Annotated in this window: 16 protein-coding genes; 10 read left to right on the top strand and 6 right to left on the bottom strand. The window is 57.8% G+C overall.

Going from position 1 to position 17,209, the window contains the following annotated elements:
* The first annotated feature begins 164 nt into the window (after positions 1–164).
* From OGM81_07560 to OGM81_07575, 4 genes are all read left to right on the top strand, one after another.
* Positions 165–1,676 (top strand): trypsin-like peptidase domain-containing protein, encoded by a 1,512-nt coding sequence (locus tag OGM81_07560; GenBank protein ID UYJ42211.1) that lies wholly within the window; start codon positions 165–167, stop codon positions 1,674–1,676.
* Between the two features lie 334 nt (positions 1,677–2,010).
* A complete protein-coding gene (locus OGM81_07565) occupies positions 2,011–3,366 on the top strand; it encodes a citrate/2-methylcitrate synthase (protein ID UYJ42212.1) in 1,356 nt (451 codons plus the stop codon).
* A gap of 37 nt (positions 3,367–3,403) precedes the next feature.
* Positions 3,404–4,909, top strand: a complete 1,506-nt coding sequence (locus tag OGM81_07570; GenBank protein UYJ42213.1) for a DUF1538 domain-containing protein — start codon at positions 3,404–3,406, stop codon at positions 4,907–4,909.
* Position 4,910: 1 nt separating this feature from the next.
* Positions 4,911–5,603, top strand: a complete 693-nt coding sequence (locus OGM81_07575) for a transcriptional regulator (protein ID UYJ42214.1) — start codon at positions 4,911–4,913, stop codon at positions 5,601–5,603.
* A gap of 290 nt (positions 5,604–5,893) precedes the next feature.
* On the opposite strand, the gene OGM81_07580 is transcribed toward OGM81_07575, so the two are convergent.
* Positions 5,894–6,373 (bottom strand): small multi-drug export protein, encoded by a 480-nt coding sequence (locus tag OGM81_07580; GenBank protein ID UYJ42215.1) that lies wholly within the window; start codon positions 6,371–6,373, stop codon positions 5,894–5,896.
* A gap of 413 nt (positions 6,374–6,786) precedes the next feature.
* Between OGM81_07580 and OGM81_07585 the strand changes: the two genes are divergently transcribed.
* The 6 genes from OGM81_07585 (at position 6,787) to OGM81_07610 (ending at position 11,061) form a co-directional block, all read left to right on the top strand.
* Positions 6,787–6,999 (top strand): ferrous iron transport protein A, encoded by a 213-nt coding sequence (locus OGM81_07585; GenBank protein ID UYJ42216.1) that lies wholly within the window; start codon positions 6,787–6,789, stop codon positions 6,997–6,999.
* 63 nt (positions 7,000–7,062) lie between these two features.
* Positions 7,063–7,284 (top strand): ferrous iron transport protein A, encoded by a 222-nt coding sequence (locus OGM81_07590; protein ID UYJ42217.1) that lies wholly within the window; start codon positions 7,063–7,065, stop codon positions 7,282–7,284.
* A gap of 52 nt (positions 7,285–7,336) precedes the next feature.
* Positions 7,337–9,535 carry a ferrous iron transport protein B gene (feoB, locus tag OGM81_07595; protein ID UYJ42218.1) on the top strand — a complete coding sequence of 733 codons (2,199 nt, stop codon included), beginning with the start codon at positions 7,337–7,339 and terminating at the stop codon, positions 9,533–9,535.
* Between the two features lie 46 nt (positions 9,536–9,581).
* Positions 9,582–9,797 carry a FeoB-associated Cys-rich membrane protein gene (locus tag OGM81_07600; GenBank protein UYJ42219.1) on the top strand — a complete coding sequence of 72 codons (216 nt, stop codon included), beginning with the start codon at positions 9,582–9,584 and terminating at the stop codon, positions 9,795–9,797.
* 249 nt (positions 9,798–10,046) lie between these two features.
* Positions 10,047–10,415: a MarR family transcriptional regulator gene (locus OGM81_07605; protein ID UYJ42220.1), complete on the top strand. Its 369-nt coding sequence runs from the start codon at positions 10,047–10,049 to the stop codon at positions 10,413–10,415.
* A gap of 271 nt (positions 10,416–10,686) precedes the next feature.
* Positions 10,687–11,061 (top strand): metal-dependent transcriptional regulator, encoded by a 375-nt coding sequence (locus tag OGM81_07610; protein UYJ42221.1) that lies wholly within the window; start codon positions 10,687–10,689, stop codon positions 11,059–11,061.
* Positions 11,062–11,116: 55 nt separating this feature from the next.
* On the opposite strand, the gene OGM81_07615 is transcribed toward OGM81_07610, so the two are convergent.
* From OGM81_07615 to OGM81_07635, 5 genes are all read right to left on the bottom strand, one after another.
* Entirely contained in the window at positions 11,117–12,574 is a 1,458-nt protein-coding gene (locus OGM81_07615) for a UDP-N-acetylmuramoyl-L-alanyl-D-glutamate--2,6-diaminopimelate ligase (GenBank protein ID UYJ42222.1), read from the bottom strand.
* A 347-nt stretch (positions 12,575–12,921) separates the two neighbouring features.
* Complete coding sequence (locus OGM81_07620) at positions 12,922–14,148, bottom strand: ATP-grasp domain-containing protein (GenBank protein ID UYJ42223.1); 1,227 nt, start codon at positions 14,146–14,148, stop codon at positions 12,922–12,924.
* Positions 14,149–14,197: 49 nt separating this feature from the next.
* Positions 14,198–16,048, bottom strand: coding sequence for an asparagine synthase (glutamine-hydrolyzing) (asnB, locus tag OGM81_07625; protein UYJ42224.1), 1,851 nt, complete (start codon positions 16,046–16,048; stop codon positions 14,198–14,200).
* A gap of 194 nt (positions 16,049–16,242) precedes the next feature.
* A complete protein-coding gene (locus tag OGM81_07630; protein UYJ42225.1) occupies positions 16,243–16,845 on the bottom strand; it encodes a peptidase E in 603 nt (200 codons plus the stop codon).
* A gap of 26 nt (positions 16,846–16,871) precedes the next feature.
* The gene (locus OGM81_07635) at positions 16,872–17,207 is read right to left on the bottom strand and encodes a nucleoside triphosphate pyrophosphohydrolase family protein (protein UYJ42226.1); all 336 of its coding nucleotides are present in this window, start codon (positions 17,205–17,207) and stop codon (positions 16,872–16,874) included.
* Positions 17,208–17,209 lie beyond the last annotated feature (2 nt).

The following is a 17,209-nucleotide window of genomic DNA, read 5'->3' on the forward strand; positions in this document are numbered from 1 at the left end:
GTCAAGCGCCGAAATGGGAGCATTTTCACATTCTTTTCACCCGGCCGAGAAACCTATTTCACAATTGGCCGGTATACTATAGGCATAGAAAGCAAAAAGGGAACGAAAGCCCCAGGAACATTGCCCCGACGCTTCCCAAATCTCACGCGAAAGGATGGACCAGTATGAGCAGCGAATACGATTACTCCGGTCTTTACAATAACGGCCAGGGCGACAGTACGCCCGACCCCAATCAGGGCCAGAACAACAACCAGCCCCAGAACGAAGCCAACCAGGCTTCTGCAACCCGGCCCAATCAGCCCAGCCAGCCCGAGCAGGGCGGCTACCCCAACGTGGGCAGCAGCGGCATGAACACCGCCAACACCGCCCGCACCGATTACTCGGCAGGCAGCAGCACCAATAACACCGGTGCCAACACCTACAACCAGCCGAACAACGCCTACGGCCAGAACAACGGCTACACCAGCAGTTTCAGCGGCGGCAATGGTGGCAGCAACGGCGGCTACAATGGCTACAGCTACGCCAGTGCCCCGCAGCAGCCCCCCAAGAAAGAAAAAAAGCATAACAAGGTCCTGCTGCGCGTCCTCGCCGGTGTCGGCGTGGTGGCCCTGGGCTTCGGCGGCGGCATCGGCGGTGCCGTGGTGGCCAGCCGTGCCGGCCTGACCGGCAACCAGGTGGTCGTGCAGGAAGTCCAGCGCGACACCAGCACCGATGCCTCTAACACCGGCAGCACCGATGGCACCTCTATGACCATGCAGCAGATCGCTGCTGTGGCCTCCCCCAGTGTGGTGGCCATCACCACCGAGCAGATGAGCAGCAGCCAGACCTGGTTTGGCGGCTACTATGTGCAGAGCGGTGCCGGTTCCGGCATCATCGTCAGCCAGGATGGCTACATCCTCACCTGCGCCCATGTGGTCAGCGGCGCTACCAGCGTGAAGGTCCAGCTCAACGGCAGCGACCAGAGCTATGACGCCACCGTTGTCGGCGTCGACTCTACTTCCGATATTGCCGTGCTGAAGGTCGATGCCACCGGCCTGACCCCGGCAGTCATCGGCGACAGCGATAAGCTGGCTGTCGGTGAGACCACCGTGGCTGTGGGCAACCCGCTGGGCACCTTGTCCAACACCGTTACCCAGGGCATCGTCAGCGCCCTGAACCGTCAGGTCACCGTGGAAGATAACGATATGACCTTGATCCAGACCGATACATCCATCAGCCCGGGCAACTCCGGCGGCGGTCTGTTCAACGCAAACGGTGAGCTGATCGGCGTGGTCAACGCCAAGAGCAGCTACAGCGAGGCCGAGGGCATCGGCTTTGCCATCCCCATCAACACCGCTATGGACATTGCCCAGCAGTTGATCGAAAACGGCGCTGTGGCCCGCCCGGTGCTGGGCGTCAGCATCCTGGACATTCAGGATTCCTCCACCGCACAGCAGTACGGTGTGTCCGCTTTGGGCGTCTACGTGGCTGATGTCACCAAGGGCGGCGGCGCCGAGGCTGCCGGTGTGCAACGCGGCGACCGCATCATCGCCATCGATGACACGGCTGTCAGCAGCACCTCCACCGTCAAGAGCTACCTGGCCGACAAGCAGGTGGGCGACACCGTCACCCTGCAGGTCGAGCGCGACGGCAAGGTCCTAACTCTCAACGTCACTTTGGGGAATAGTGCGCAGTAAAAGTGCCCCAACCCAAAGGCCCCCTTGTGCAAAGGGGGCTCTCCCTACCCCGCGTTTTCTATAAACATTTCCTCCTTCTTTTTTCTTTCCATATAATCTTCTGATCTTGCAAAAATGTCCTGCAATGCAAATCTTGCATTGTGGGACATTTTTGCTGTTTTATACAGCTTGTTCATAAAAACTTTGTTTGACAGGCCATACAGCCGTACTGTATAATTTAAAATGTACGCAACGTATAAAAAAGTTCATATCCGGGAAAGAATCTGGACGAAACGCGCACAAGATGCCGAACCGTCCGCGAAACAGGGGAACAGAAGAAAAGGAGGTCATACCCATGAGCGATTACGCTGCTATTGCAAAAGAAGCTGCCGTTTTTACCGAGGAATGTGTCACCAACAACCGCATCGACCCGTCCCTTTTTGGCCAATACAACATCAAGCGCGGCCTGCGCGACCAGGACGGCAAAGGCGTGCTGGCAGGCATTACCAACATCTCCCGCATTGATGCCTTTGAGGAGAAGGACGGTAAAAAAGTGCCCTGCGACGGAAAACTCTGGTATCGCGGCTACAACGTGTATGACCTCATCCGGGGCCTGCGCGGCAAGCGCTATGCCTTTGAGGAAGCCGCCTACCTGCTCCTTATCGGTGACCTGCCCAACGAGGCCCAGCTGGATGCTTTCAAGGACAGCCTGGTCAAATGCCGCGACCTGCCCACCAACTTTGTGCGGGACGTCATCATGAAAGCCCCCAGCCGCGACCTGATGAACTCGCTGACTCGCAGTGTGCTCACCCTCGCCAGCTACGATGACGACATCGGCAAGACCGACCTGCAGACCCAGCTGGAGCAGTGCATCAAGCTCATCAGCGTCTTCCCCATGCTGGCCGTCTACGGCTACCACGCCTACCATTATTATGAGTGCGGCGGCAGCATGTACATCCACCGCCCCAAACCGGAGCTTTCCACCGCCGAAAACCTGCTGCAGATGCTCCGCCCCGACCAGAAATACACCGAGCTGGAAGCCCACGTGCTGGACATCGCCCTGCTGCTGCATATGGAGCATGGCGGCGGCAACAACTCCACCTTCACCACCCGCGTGGTCAGCTCCTCCGGGTCGGATACCTACTCGGTCATTGCGGCGGCGCTTTCCAGCCTGAAAGGCCCCAAGCACGGCGGTGCCAACATCAAGGTCATGCAGATGATGGACGACATCCGCGCCCACGTCACCGACCCCACCGACGAAGCCGCCATGCACGACTACCTGTCCCGCATCGTCGACCGCCAGGCCTTCGACCAGAAGGGCCTGATCTACGGCATGGGCCACGCGGTCTACTCCCTCAGCGACCCCCGCGCCGTGGTGTTCAAAAACTTTGTGCACCAGCTGGCCGATGCCAAGGGCCGCGCCCTCGATTTTGAATATTACAACACCATCGAGCGGCTGGCCCCCAAAGTTATCGCAGAAAAACGCCATATTTATAAAGGCGTGTCTACCAACGTCGACTTCTACTCCGGCTTCGTCTATGACATGCTGGGTATCCCCGTGGAGCTGTACACCCCCATCTTCGCCGTGGCGCGCATCGTGGGCTGGTCCGCCCACCGCATGGAGGAGCTGGTCAACGTGGATAAGATCATCCGCCCCGCCTACCAGAGCATCATGACCCCGCGGGACTACGTGCCGCTGGAAAACCGCTGATGCCCGCCTGACCCCCTTACATGCAAAAGGAGGCCGAATGAACGAAAAACTCAAAGAAAAGACCCGCGAAGCCCTGACCAGCGTGCTGCCCATCACGGTCATCGTGCTGATGCTCAGCGTCACGCTGGTGCCCATGGAGGTGGGTACGCTGGCCCTGTTTTTAACGGGGGCGGTGCTGCTCATCGTGGGCATGGGCTTCTTCCAGCTGGGTGCCGAGATCTCCATGACCCCGCTGGGCCAGGGGATAGGCGGCAGCATCGTGCGCCAGAAAAAAACATGGCTGGCCGTTGTCATCTGCTTTGCCATGGGCGCTATCATCACGATCTCAGAACCCGATCTGCAGGTGCTGGCCAACCAGGTGGCGGCCATCCCCAACGCCGTGCTCATCTGGACGGTGGCGGCGGGCGTCGGCGTGTTCACCGCCGTGGCGGTGCTGCGCATTTTGTACCGCGTGCCGCTGTCCAAAATGCTGCTGGGGCTGTATTTGCTGCTGTTCGTGGTGTCCCTTTTTGTCCCCAATGAATTTTTGGCCGTCGCCTTTGATGCCGGCGGCGTCACCACCGGCCCCATGACGGTGCCCTTTATCATGGCGCTGGGCATCGGCTTCTCAGCTGCCCGCAGCGATAAGGACAGCGCCAACGACAGCTTCGGCCTCATCGCTCTGTGCAGTGTTGGCCCCATCCTGATGGTCATGCTGCTGGGCATCTTCTACCACCCCACGGAGACGATTTATGACGCCGTGCAGCTGGCCCCGGTCATCACTACCCAGGATGTGGCACTGGCCTTTTTGCAGGACCTGCCCCATTATACGGCCGAGGTGCTGCAAAGCACGCTGCCCATCGTGGGCGTGTTTGTGCTGTTCCAGGCGCTGACCCGCAGCTTCCAGCCGCGCCAGTTGGTGCGTATGGTGCTGGGTTTTGTGTATACCATTATCGGGCTGATTTTGTTCCTCACCGGTGTCAACGTCGGGTTCGCGCCCGTAGGCAATCTGCTGGGCAGCGGCCTGGGCAGCGGCCCCCTGCGCGGGGCGCTGCTTCCTATCGGCATGCTCATCGGCTACTACATCGTCAAGGCCGAGCCAGCGGTGCAGGTGCTCAACGAACAGGTCGAGGAGATCACCGGTGGCACCATCTCCCGCCATGCCATGAACCGCGCCCTGCAGGCCGGTGTGGCCGTGGCGGTGGCGCTGGCCATGCTGCGCGTGCTGACCGGACTTAGCATCTACTGGGTGCTCATCCCCGGCTACGCGGCGGCGCTTATCATGAGCCGCTTTGTCCCGCCGGTGTTTGTGGGCATCGCGTTTGACTCCGGCGGCGTCGCCAGCGGCCCGATGACATCCACTTTCCTGCTGCCGCTGGCCATGGGCGCATGCAGCGCGGTGGGCGGCAACGTCGTCACCGATGCCTTTGGTATCGTGGCGCTGGTCGCCCTGGCTCCGCTCATCGCCATCCAGATCATGGGCCTGCTGTATGCCCGCCGCACCCAGGCGCAGACCGCCCCCAACATTTTGGACGACACCGTGGTGGAACTGGAGGAATACTGATATGGCTGCAACGCAAAAACGCACCCCCTGCCTGCGGCTGCTCCTTTCGGTCACGCAGGCCGAGGATGAGCACCGCGTGGTGGAAGTGCTGCAAAAAAACGGCATCCCCCTTTGTTTTGAAGCCCGCGCCAAGGGCACAGCCCCGTCTGAGCTGCTGGATGCCATCGGCCTGGGCGGCACCACCCGCGTGCTGACGGCGGGCCTGCTGCCCCGCGCCAATGTCCCGGCGGTGTTCGGGGCCATCAACAAGGCGCTTTCTTACCACAAGCGCGGCGCAGGCATCGCCGTGACCCTGCCGCTGACCGGCGTACAGAACAGCATTTTGCAGTTGACCGCCCCGGCGGACTGTGCCGGACCCACTGCTGAAAAGGAGGAACACACCATGAAGGACCATCCCTACGCCCTGCTGTGGGTTTCCGTCAAGGCGGGCCACGGCGACGAAGCTGTGGACGCTGCCCGCAAAGCAGGGGCCCGCGGCGGCACAGTGCTGAAAGGCAGCCGCTGCAGTACCGAGGAGGCCAGCAGCTTTTTGGGCATTTCCATTCGGGAGGAGCAGGATTTTGTTATGATCGTCGTCCCGCAGGAGCAGAAATCCGCCGTCATGCAGGCAGTCACCGCCGCCTGCGGCCTGAACACCCCCGCCCACGGTGTAACAGCCGCCCTGCCGGTAGATGAAGTGATGGGATTAGAATAAGTACCCCTTAAAAGGCCCCCTTGTGTAAAGGGGGGCTCCGCGAAGCGGTGGGGGATTGTGACCTTACCCCATACATCGACCTACCCCCGTAAAATCACAATCCCTCCGTCACGGCTACCGCCGTGCCACCCGCTTACGCGTCGGGCCCCTCTGTCGCTTCGCGACATCTCCCCACACTGTGGGGAGTCACCCTTTACACAAGGGAGGCTTTAGGAGCCCGCAATAACGATAAAAAAGGATGCAAGGAACTTACTCCTTGCATCCTTTTATTATTGTTGAATTGTTAAAAATTACCCGGCAATCGCACCAAAAGCCGAGAAGCCCAGCAAACTGACCACACCCATGATGCACCCGGCCAGCAGCACGCCGCCCATGCAGGCACGCACGCTGGATTTGAAATCCATGTCCAGCAGGCTGGCGGCCAGTGTGCCGGTCCAGGCACCGGTGCCCGGCAGGGGGATACCCACGAACAGCAGCAGCGCCCAGGGCAGGCCGCGGCCGGCCTTGGCCTTCAGCTTCTCGCCGCCCTTGTGGCCCTTCTCCAGGCAGAAGGTGAAGAACTTGCCGATGACCGGCTTATCCGCGCCCCACTCCAGCACCCTGCGGGCCAGAAAGAAGATGAACGGCACCGGGAGCATGTTGCCGATGATGGAGATGATGTACACCTGCCACAGCGGCAGGCCCAGCCCCACGCCGATGGGGATCGCGCCGCGCAGCTCGATCAGCGGCACCATCGAGACGAAAAATACAGTCAGATATTTAGTCAGCATAATAAACCTCGTTGTAGTGTTGCTTTCTATAAATGATAACTTTCTAATTATACAGGATAACGACCAATTTGGCAAGTACTACTTTAAAGGCTCCCCGCAAGGGAAGCCATCTCTGCTACCGTATGCCTTATCCTTAATCTATATACACATCCTCAAGTTTATTCTGTTTTGTCAAATCCGGCCAATCTTATGAATATGTTGTAAACTTTTATAAAATTGCACAAGGTTAGTTGTATAAAACTGGCGCCCTGCACGAAAATAAGTTAATTTTCTCTAACTGCTTGACTTTTAGGTGTTAGTTATGCTAAACTGCTATCGCAAGCGGTTAGAACGTTCTAACCGCCCACTTTTGCTTGACCTGTTAGCATATGCTAATGGGCGGGCCAAACAGCATATAAAGGGGTGTTTGTGCTATGCCTTTGACAATGGCAAAAGCAGGTGAGACCGTCACCATCCAGAAGATCACCGGTAAGGATGAAGTTCGTCTGCACCTGGCAGAGTTGGGCTTTGTTGTTGGCGAGACCATTACGGTCGTCAACGAGATCAGCGGCAACCTGATCCTCCAGGTCAAGGAAGCCCGCATCGCGCTGGATAAGACCATGGCCATGCGCATCATGGTCGCCTAAAATTCGGAAATCCGTCCCCGCGCAAACGGAGGCTAGATTTACAGTATTGAGGAGGAATCGTATATGAAAACTCTTAAAGACGTTAAGGTCGGCGAGACTGCTACGGTCAAACGCCTGCACGGCGAAGGCCCTGTCAAGCGCCGCATCATGGACATGGGTCTGACCAAGGGTGTCCAGGTCTACGTCCGCAAGGTCGCACCTCTGGGCGACCCCATGGAGCTGACCGTCCGCAACTACGAGCTGAGCGTTCGTAAGGCTGACGCCGAGATGGTCGAGGTCGAGTAAAATAGCTGCTTTCCCCGCCCAAAAGCGGGAAAACATAGAAAGGGGTATATGAATGGCAATTAAAATTGCATTGGCCGGCAACCCGAACTGCGGTAAAACCACCCTGTTCAACAACCTGACCGGCTCTAACCAGTACGTCGGTAACTGGCCCGGCGTTACGGTGGAAAAGAAAGAGGGCAAACTCAAGGGCCACGATGACGTCGTGATCCAGGACCTGCCCGGTATCTACTCTCTGTCTCCCTACACGCTGGAGGAAGTTGTCGCCCGCGGCTACCTCGTCAACGAGAAGCCCGATGCCATCCTGAACATCATCGATGGTACCAACATCGAGCGTAACCTCTACCTGACCACACAGCTGATCGAGCTGGGCATCCCCGTTGTCATGGCAGTCAACATGATCGACCTGGTTCGCAAGAACGGCGACAAGATCGACCTGAACAAGCTCTCCAAGGAACTGGGCTGTAAGGCTGTTGAGATTTCCGCCCTGAAGGGCGAGGGCTGCCAGCAGGCTGCCGAGGCTGCCATCGCCGCCGCCAAAGAGGCCAAGGGTGTTGAGCTGCCCCATGTCTTTACCGGCAGCGTTGAGCATGCCATCGCTCATATCGAGGAGTCCATCCAGGGCAAGGTCGATGACCGCTTCCTGCGTTGGTACGCCGTTAAGCTGTTCGAGCGCGACGACAAGGTCGAGGCTGAGCTGAACCTCGGCAAAGACCTGCTGGATCACATCGGCCAGCATGTCACCGACTGCGAGAACGAGATGGATGACGATGCCGAGAGCATCATCACCAACCAGCGTTATGCTTACATCAACGGTGTTGTCGACAAGGCCGTCAAGAAGAAGGCCCGCGTCGAGCACCTGACCGTTTCCGATAAGATCGACCAGCTCGTTACCAACCGTATCCTGGCCCTGCCCATCTTCGCAGCCATCATGTGGCTGATGTACGCCATCGCCATGGGTACCTCTGTTGCTGACGGCGGCATCGGTATCGGCACCTTCGCTACCGACTGGACCAACGATGTTCTGTTCGGCGAGATCGTCCCCAACGCTCTGGGCGGCTTCCTGGAGGGCATCGGTGTTGCTGGCTGGCTGTACGGCCTGATCATGGACGGCATCGTCGCCGGTGTCGGCGCGGTCCTGGGCTTCGTTCCCCAGATGCTCGTTCTGTTCTTCCTGCTGTCCATTCTGGAGGACGTCGGCTACATGGCCCGTGTCGCCTTCATCATGGACCGTATCTTCCGCCGCTTCGGTCTGTCCGGCAAGAGCTTCATCCCCATTCTGGTTGGTACCGGCTGCGGCGTTCCCGGTGTTATGGCTTCCCGTACCATCGAGAACGAGCGTGACCGCCGTATGACCATCATGACCACCTGCTTCATCCCCTGCGGTGCTAAAATGCCCATCATCGGCCTGTTCGCGGGTGCCCTGTTCGGCGGCAGCAGCTGGGTCGCCACCTCTGCTTACTTCATTGGCTTTGCAGCCATCATCATCTCCGGCATCATCCTGAAAAAGACCAAGTTGTTCGCCGGTGATCCCGCTCCCTTCGTTATGGAGCTGCCTTCTTACCACGTGCCCGCCTGGGGCAACGTCCTGCGCGCCACCTGGGAGCGCGGCTGGTCCTTCATCAAGCGTGCCGGCACTGTCATTCTGGCTTCTACCATCATCCTGTGGTTCCTCCAGGGCTTCGGCTTCGAAGACGGCGTTTTCTGCATGGTCGAGGATCAGGACAATTCCATCCTGGCTATCGTTGCAAGCGCAATTTCCTGGATCTTCATCCCGCAGGGCTTCGGTGACTGGCGCGCAACCGTCGCTTCCATCTCCGGCCTGATCGCCAAGGAGAACGTCGTTGGTACCTTCGGTGTTCTGTATCACTATGCTGACGAGCTGTCTGAGAACGGCGACGAGATCTGGCCCGAGGTTGCTGCTAACTTCACCGCCATCTCCGCATACAGCTTCATGATCTTCAACCTGCTGTGCGCTCCCTGCTTCGCTGCTATGGGCGCCATCAAGCGTGAAATGAACAACGGCAAGTGGACTGCTATCGCCATCGGCTATATGTGCCTGCTGGCTTACTGCGCTTCCCTGGTTGTGTACCAGATCGGCGGCCTGATCGCTGGTGAGGTCAGCTTCAACATCTTCACGGTTGTTGCAATCGCCATCGTCGTCCTGGCCATCTACCTGCTGTTCCGTCCCAACAAGTACGAGGGTGTCAACGAAGTCAAGTTCGACGAGAAAAAGGCTGTTGCCTCCAAGTAATTGCTGAAGGAATGTCTGCCAACTCTTCAGAAAGGAGCGATTTTTTATGATGGAATTTCTGGCAACCAACTTTAACCTGCCTACGATCATTGTTTCGATCATCGTTTTCGGCGGTACGGGCTGGCTCATGGTTCACGAGCATAAGACCGGCGGCCTTGGCTGCTGCGACGGCTCCTGCGGGGGCGGCGGCTGCGGCGGCGGATGCCATAGCTGCGGTGGCAGTTGCCACGGCTGTGACGGCAGCTGCTGCCACGAAAAATAAGATTCCCAAAGAGTCCTAAGGCAACACCGCACAATTCCCGCCTTACGGCTTAAGCACCGCTCCGGCGGCTGCGGCACGGCATCTGCGTTGCCAAAATGCTCGATAATACACAAAGTATTATCTGCGCTTTTGGCTTAGCAGCTGCCGCACCTCGCTCGCCGTATCGGCACTTAGAATTGTGCGGTATTGCCCTAACGGGGGTGCGGGTGGATGCCCGCACCCTTTTTGTTGTAAAAGGAGGGAAAGCCCTTGACCCTGACCGATACAAACCTGCGGTATCTGCTGGCGATCTACCACCTGGCCAAAACCATGCCGGAGGTCACCCCCCTGGCAGTGGCCCAGGCCATGGGCGTGACCAAGCCTTCCGTTACCAGCATTTTAAGCTGCCTGATGAAACACGATGTCATTGTGCGCAAGCGCTACGGCAAAGTGTACCTGACCGACCGCGGTGTGCTGTATGCCCGCTACTACGACGACCTGCTGCAAAAAATTTTGCAGCACTTCCCGCTGGAGGGGGATTTTACCACCGAAGAAAAGGAAGATGCCGCCCTGGCCATGGCTGCCGCCCTGCCCGCACGGGAAGTGGATGCCCGCTGTGCGGTGTTGTACGGTGAATAAGCATAGGGCAACACCGCACAATTCCCGCCTAACGGCTTAAGCACCGCTCCGGCGGCTGCGGCACGGCAACTGCGTTGCCAAAATGCTCGATAATACACAAAGTATTATCTGCGCTTTTGGCTTAGCATCTGCCGCACCTCGCTCGCCGTATCGGCACTTAGAATTATGCGGTATTGCCATAGTTCTTTGCCGGCATTTGCTTGCAAAAAATTCCATGGCGTGGTATGATAAAGAAAATAAATTCCGTAAACCCGGAAAGGAGGCCACACCTGTGAATATTCACGAGTCGGCAGAAGATTACCTCGAAAAAATTTTGATGCTGCAGGAGCAAAAAGGCTCTGTGCGGTCCATCGACATTGCGGTGGCTATGGGGTACTCCAAACCCAGTGTCAGTGTGGCTATGAAGAATCTGCGCGAGAACGGCTATATCTCGATGGACAGCGACGGCTTCATCAAGCTGGAAGCCCCCGGTATGGAGATCGCCAACCGCATCTACGGCCGCCATCGTAAGCTGACCGCTTTCTTTATCGCCCTGGGCGTCGACCCCGACACCGCCGCCAAGGACGCCTGCAAAGTCGAGCACGACCTGAGCGAAGAGACCTACAGTAAAATGATCGCCTTCGCCGAGAAGAACCACGCGGAATAACTTAAAATAAGCAAGCCCTGCGCCATCAAAAGCGCAGGGCTTGTTTTGTTTGCTTTTACTGTTTCTCCCGGCAAATCTCCTGGATGATCTCCCGCTCCACAAAATGCACTTTTTTGCCTTCGATCAGCTGGTAATCCTCGTGGCCTTTGCCGGCAAACAGGATGATGTCCCCATCCTCGGCCATCCCGATGGCGGCGCGGATGGCACCGCGGCGGTCGGTGATGCAGGTGTAGGGGGCGCCCTCCGGCATGTGGGAGGCAATTTCTTTAATAACATCCTCCGGCGGCTCAAAGTCCGGGTTGTCACTGGTGATGATGCTGTAATCCGCAAACGCACCGGCGGCCTCGGCCAGCTCCCTGCGGCGCACCTGGGTACGCCCGCCCACCGAGCCGAACACGCAGAGCAGCTTGTGGGGGTTATAGGCCCGCAGGGTCTTCAGCGCACTGGTCAGCGCCAGGCCGTTGTGGGAGTAGTCGACGATGAAGGTCCGGCCGGGCAGTCCCTCCACGACTTCAAACCGCCCCTGCACCGGGGTGTGGGCCAGCGTTTGGGCGGCCTGGGCCGGGCTTACGCCAAAGGCCCCGCACAGCGCAATGGCGCACAGCGCGTCCGACGCGCTGAACTCGCCGGGGGAGAGCACCCGCACGGCGGTGGAACTGCCGCTATGCTCGCACAAAAAGTCGATGCCCAGCGCGGTCTCACTGCGGAACTGGGCCAGCGCAGTGCCGTGGTAGTCGGCGGCGCGCTCGATGCCGTAGCTGGTCTGGTGGCCGCCAAAGCCGATGCGCATGAATTCGCTGGTGTCGTCGTCGGCATTGTAGATCATTTCGCGAGCTTGGTAGTCCACAAACAGACGATGCTTCGCGTTTTTGTAGTCCTCGAAATCCGGGTGCTCGCCGGGGCCGATGTGGTCCTCGGACAGATTGGTGAAGGCCACTACCTCAAAGGGGATGCCGTCCACGCGGTTGTGGCGCAGGGCCTGGCTGCTCACTTCCAGCACCACATGGTGCACGTTGGCGTCCAGCATTTTGCGGAACAGCCGGTGCAGCTCCAGGCTTTCCGGCGTCGTATTGGCGGTAGCCTCGTGCACGCCCGCAATGTCCACGCCGTTCGAGCCAATGTAGGCACAGGGCAGGCCGGCCTCGGTCATGATGGCGGCGGTCAGCAGGGCGGTCGTCGTTTTGCCCTTGGTGCCGGTGATGCCGATGATGTGCAGCTGGTCAGCCGGATTGCCGTAAAAGTCGGCACCGATGACCGCCAGCGCGGCGCGGGTGTCTGCGGTGATGATTTGCGCGGCATCGGCAGGCAGATCCAGCGCATGCTCGCACAAAAAGGCGCGGCAGCCGTTTTTGTAGGCGCTGGCGGCGTAGGTGTGGCCGTCCAGCCAGGCACCCACCAGGCAGACGAACAGCGAACCGGCCGCCGCTTTGCGGGAATCGTAGGTGATGGCGGAGATCTCCGCGTCCGAAGCCCCGGTGTGGGGGATGTGCTGGACCAAATCGTTCAGTTTCATAGGAGACGTCCTCTTTTCACGTTGTCACAAAAGCACCGCTCCGGCGGCTGCGGCAGGCCATCTGCGTTGCAAAAATGCTAGGTAATACACAAAGTATTACCTATGGCAACACCGCACAATTCCCGCCTAACGGCTTAAGCACCGCTCCGGCGGCTGCGGCACGGCAACTGCGTTGCCAAAATGCTCGATAATACACAAAGTATTATCTGCGCTTTTGGCTTAGCATCTGCCGCACCTCGCTCGCCGTATCGGCACTTAGAATTATGCGGTATTGCCCTATGCTTTTCGCTTGGCAGCCGACACACCTTGCTCGCCGTATCGGCGCTTAGGAATGTGAGCTAAATATGTTAGTGCTGCTTCGGGTAGTAAGTCTTAAACTTCTTGAACTGGCGGCGCAGCTGTTCCAGCACGCAGGCGTAGCGCACCGGGTTCCAGGCCAGATCCGGCTTGTACAGCAGCGAGCAGGCCTCTTTGCCCTCGGCTTTCAACTGGCGGGCGTGTTCCACCAGGGCCTTGTCCTCGGTGTAGGTAAAGGCAACCTGGGCGGGCACATGGTGCCAGAACACCTCGTTGCGGTTCAGCACGCAGTCGCTGCCGCCGTCGTTCCACTTTTCCACCACCAGGCGGGCGATGTTCATGCCGGAGGCGGTGACATAGTAGTTGCTGCGGCCCTGGCGTAGGTTGATCTCAAACACGCGGAAGTCCGCCGGGTCGTCGCCTACCTTAATGTCAAAGTTGGAGAAGCCGGTGTAGTGGCAATCTTCCAGCATCCGGCGGATGTTCTCCACCAGGGGCAGGGCGGTGGTGTCCTCGGTCACGATGGCGGCATGGTTGCCCAGGCCGTGGGGGGTGTGCTCCTCGACCATCGTGTGGCCCAGGCACATGGCGCGGACCTTGCCGTTCTCGTCGGAGAAAGCAGTCAGCACCCGCATGTGGTCGTCGCCGCCCGGCACCATCTTTTGCAGGATCATCTTATCCGGGTAGCCGCTGGCGTAGATGTCCCGCACAATTTTGGCGGTTTCGTCCGGGCTTTTGGCGGTGTAGACTTTCTTCATGCCGTCAAAGGGAAACTTCCAATAGTCTACGCTGGAAGACGGCTTGACAATGATCGGATATGCAAAGCCCAGCTTGGCAGCAGACAGCTCGCTGGCCTCCACCGGCGCGGTCAGCACCTTGGTGGTGGGGTAGGGGATGCCGAACTTGTCGCACACTTCATAGAACTCGGCCTTTTTCTGCACGGTGGTGTACAGGTCGGCGGCGGGGCCGGGGGCGATATACTCCGGCAGCTCGGCCTTGCGGCGGATGATCATGGCGGCGTAGTCGTCAGTGCAGCCGAACAGATACAGCTTTTTGCCGGTGTGCTGGGCGGCAAACTCGTGCAGGATGCGCAGCATCGTGTCCTCGTTGTCCATGTCAGGCACGGTGGTAAAGTGCACGATTTTAGAATACTTGGTGGGGGCCATGGGGTAGCGGCCGTAGGCGTAGCTTTCCACGCCGTAAGCCTCGTGGAAGGCACGGGCGAAGTTGTAGCAGTTCAGGTCAGCGCCCAAAAATACGGGGATAATCTCGGACATTATTTCCATCTCCAAATGATAGGCGGGGCCGGGCGGCCCTGCTTAGAATTTACGCGTCAAATTTCTCAAAGAACTGTTCGTGCCAGGTCAGGAAGGTGTAGGCCGTCCAGATCTTGCGGCGCTCGTGCTTGGGGTCATCCAGCATGGCCAGCAGCTTATTCTGGTCAAAGTATTCCCCGGCTACGTCACCAGCAAAACTCTTGCGAACCTTGGCGGAAAATTCCGGGTCCTCCAGCCACTTGGCAATGGGTACGGGGAAGCCTTTCTTCGTGCGGTTGGCCCAGGCATCAGGCAGGGTCTTGTTGGCGGCGGTGCGCAGCACAGCCTTGGTGTCGCCCCGCAGTTTGTAGCTTACGGGGTAGGCTTCGGCCTCGCGGAATACCTCACGGTCGAGGTAGGGCACGCGCAGCTCCAGGCTGTGGGCCATGCTCATCTTGTCGGCTTTCAGCAAAATGTCGCCGGGCAGCCAGAGGTTCAGGTCAAGGTACTGCTTCTTTTCCAACTCGCTCAGGTCCTTCACGCGGTCATAGATCGGTGCAGCGACTTCGCGGGCCGTGGGGCCGACGCGGTACTTGGGTTTCAGGATGTCGTAGGCGTCCTTTTCCTCAAAGACGTGCGCCTGGCCGATGAACCAATCCTCGGGGCGGCCGCTGCCTTTAATAATGAAGTCGTGCCCCTTGAAGTAGGGCAGGTGCTGGCTCACATCGCTGGCCAGATGGCGCACACCGGCGGGCAGGCGCTTGTACTTCTGCATCAGCGGGGTGTCGGCGTACCACTCGTAACCGGCGTAGATCTCGTCGGCGCCCTCGCCGGAAAGCACCACGGTGACATGCTGGCGGGCCAGCTGGCACAGGAAGTACAGCGGCACGCTGGACGGGTTGGACTGCGGCTCATCCATGTGGTACTGGATGTCGGCAAAGGCGTCCAGGCACTGCTCTTTGGTCAGCATCTCGCGGTAGTTGTGGATGCCCAGCTTCTGGCTCAGCTCGCCGGCTTCGGTGGTCTCGTCGAATTTGTGGGTGCCGTCGGGGCTTTCAAAGCCGACCGAGAAGGTATCATCGGGCATCAGGCAGGCGGTGATATAGCTGGAATCCACGCCGCCGGACAGGAACGAGCCCAGCTTCACATCGCTGATGCGGTGGGCGGCCACGCTCTCCCGCACGCGGGCGTCGATCTCGTCCGCCGCCTGCTCGTAGGTCAGGCTGGTCTTGTGGCGGAAGTCCGCATCCCAGTAGCGCTCAATATGCATCTGGCCGTTCTTGTACTCAAACCAGTGGGCGGGGGGCAGCTTGTAGGTGCCTTTAAAAAAGGTCTCGTTCATGGCGCTGTACTGGAAGGTCAGGTAGGGGCGCAGGGCCTCGGCGTTGACCTCCCGGCGGAAACCGGGATGCTCCAGCAGGCTCTTGATCTCGCTGCCGAACAGCAGCTCCCCCTCGCTGGTCTGGGTGTAGTAGAACGGTTTGATGCCGAACATATCGCGGGCGCCGTACAGGGTATTCGTTTTGGTATCGCAGACAACAAAGGCGAACATGCCGCGCAGCTTTGCGGCCAGGGCGGTGCCGTATTCCTCGTAGCCGTGCAGGATGACCTCGGTATCGCAGTGGGTCTTGAAAATGTGACCCTTGGCCTGCAGCTCGGTGCGCAGATCCATAAAGTTGAAGATCTCGCCGTTGAAAACGACGACAACGGTGCCGTCCTCGTTATACATGGGCTGCTTGCCGGCGGCCAGGTCGATGATGCTCAGGCGGCGGAAGCCCAGGGCTACGGCGTTTTCGGGGGTGTCACCGCTCAGGTGGTAGCCCTCCATATCCGGCCCGCGGTGGATGATGCGGTCGGCCATCCGATGCAGGATAGCCTCACGCTCGGCGCGCATGCCGGTAAAACCAACAAAACCACACATAGTTTTTATTCCTTTCCCTTAGGGTGTATGTGGATGCTCACTACATTATATTTATAGGCTTTCCTATTGTACCACAAGAAATCCCCCCAGTACAATACAGAACCGCCAAAAACCGAAAAATGCCAACAAAAAAAGCCCCTGCTGCTGAAAAATGCGCAGGGGGAGCCTTTACCATACAAACTTGAATTTTCAAATTAGTCTTTGCAAATAACCTTTGAACCTTCACCATCAATTACAATTCCCTGACGGTTGTTAATTGGGCATAGATTCAAATCCGAAAACTCAGTCATTATTTTCTCGGTAACTTTCTTAAATGGTGCTGTAAGATAATGCGGAAGAACATAGAAATCAATCAAATCAAGCCCTGCATCATCTTCTTGTGAGTAGTCCTCCGGCTTTTCATCCATTTGCTCGATATATTGGATGCTTGGAGCGCATATAATTGCGCCTGCCGACTCGCCGATCATCAATTTTCCATTTGCCAATTCCTTTTTCAGCAGTCCATCAGTTCCCGTTTTACGGAGCTGGTCCATAAGAAAGAAAGAGTTTCCGCCGGTAAAATATATCACATCTGCTTCTTCAAAAACAGACTGTATCGTTGAATAAGCCTCCGTTGAAATATCAATTTCAGTTACGATCGCTCCCAACTTTTTGAATAATTTTCGAGCCGAGCCGACATAACCGGTGTAGCCTTCACGCAGTGAAGCTGTTGGAATAAATGCGACTTTCTTATTTTCAATTTCTTCCTTTATCAGACTTCCTACACTTGAAAAGTGCGAACATAAAAATAATTTCATCAATATTCTCCTTTATAAATTTCGATTTAGATGTCATCTTTCTTACGGTGAACAGAAGCCGGTGTATCAAAACCGTTTGGAAAACGTCTGTGCAGTTTGTCAAGATTCTCTTGAAATACGGTTTCCAACGGCACATCCAATGCGGTAGCTGCTTCTGCCAGATACCATGCTACGTCGCCAAGTTCCTTTATCAGATGTTCCTTGTCCAATTCGTGTCCCTGCATCAGCCATTTTTTCACAATATCAATTGCTTCCCCGGATTCACCGCATAAGCCCATTACGCTGTTGATAAGGACGTCTTTCCTGTCAAGCGTAGGATTCAAGGTGGTCATTGCAGACTTCTGATATTCATTGACATCCATTT

This window comes from Oscillospiraceae bacterium (assembly GCA_025758045.1).
Taxonomy (GTDB): domain Bacteria; phylum Bacillota; class Clostridia; order Oscillospirales; family Ruminococcaceae; genus Gemmiger.